The sequence below is a fragment of the Stenotrophomonas rhizophila genome (genome assembly GCF_020857975.1).
In the GTDB taxonomy this organism is placed as follows: domain Bacteria; phylum Pseudomonadota; class Gammaproteobacteria; order Xanthomonadales; family Xanthomonadaceae; genus Stenotrophomonas; species Stenotrophomonas rhizophila_C.
Genome location: NZ_JACWUO010000046.1, coordinates 1 through 1,223, shown reverse-complemented (window position 1 = coordinate 1,223; position 1,223 = coordinate 1). Strand labels below are relative to the sequence as shown.

General features: G+C 62.5%; 1 protein-coding gene. It reads right to left on the bottom strand.

The genetic code is table 11. The annotated features are described in order from the left end of the window. Positions 1-39: 39 nt before the first annotated feature. Positions 40-1,139 (bottom strand): IS3 family transposase gene (locus IC535_RS18705; protein WP_228887738.1). Its coding sequence is split into 2 segments (ribosomal slippage): positions 40-923 and positions 923-1,139, totalling 1,101 coding nucleotides; the frame shifts between segments, so codons are not numbered across the junction. Positions 1,140-1,223 lie beyond the last annotated feature (84 nt).

The window sequence follows — 1,223 nt, the reverse complement described above, 5'->3', positions numbered from 1 at the left end:
TGTGGTGGTCAAGCTTTTCTGGACACTGCCAAGGGGCGTTCAGGCCGCCTGCGCTTCGTGGAGCGCAGGCGGTACCAGGCCGTTGGCGTTGTGCAGCCGACGGTTGTTGTACCAGTCCACGAACTGTTCGATATCCGCTGCGGCCTCCTGCCGCGTCGGGTATTTGGCGTACAGCCACTCCCCCTTGAGCGTGGCAAAAACCCGTTCCACGACCGCGTTGTCCCAGCAGTTGCCCTTCCGGCTCATGCTCTGGGTAATGCCGTTGTCGCGCAGGATTTCGGCCATGGCATGACTGGTGTACTGCCGGCCCTGGTCGGAGTGGAACAACAGCCCGGATTTGGGAAGCCGCTGTTTCAGCGCCCCGCGCAGGGCCCTGACCGCCAGCCATGCGTCAGCTTCGTGGGAATGGGCCCAACCCACGATCCGGCGGGCATACAGGTCCACCACGACGGCCAGGTAAAGCCAGCCCTGCTGGGTGGGGATGTAAGTGATGTCGCCTGCCCACACTCGGTTTGGAGCCTCCGGGTTGAACTGGCGGTCCAGGACATTGGGAACGGTCAGGGCCTGCGGCCCGAGGCTGTGATACTTGTGCCGGCGGTGTTGCCGAGCCCGGACCCCGGCCCGGCGCATCAGCGTGCGGGCGCGGTAGCGGCCAACTTGCAAACCGCTGTTGGTCAGTTCCCTGGCCATCCTGCGCGAGCCACAGCTACCCCGGTGCGATTTGTGAATGCGTCTCACCAGGTCGACCTGCTCAAGAAGCGCCTGGTCGATCTGAGGCTCCCGGCGCAGCCAGGCGTAGTAGCTGCTACGGGGGTAGTCCATCAGCTGGCACACCAATCGGATCGGAGCGGCCTTCCCCAATTCCTGGATCACTTGTTCCTGTGATCGCTGTCCCGAATGAAGAAGGCGATGGATTTTTTTAGTAGGTCGCGCTCCTCCTTGAGCCTGCGGTTCTGAGCCTCCAGTTCGGCGATTCTGACCTGGGGGTCTATCGGGGGTGCCTCGCCTTGTGGGTCGTGTTTCCGGCGCCACTGATCGATCCAGCGCCTCAACGCGGTTGGGCCGATATCCATCAGCTGACAGACGTCTCGGACGGCCTGCCCCTCCACAACGACAAGGCGAACGGCCTCGTCTCTCATACCTTGTGTGATCTGCTTTGCCACGGGTCACCTCGATGCTCGATATTGATCCTATCGAGTGTCCAAGCTGATTAGACCACCGCA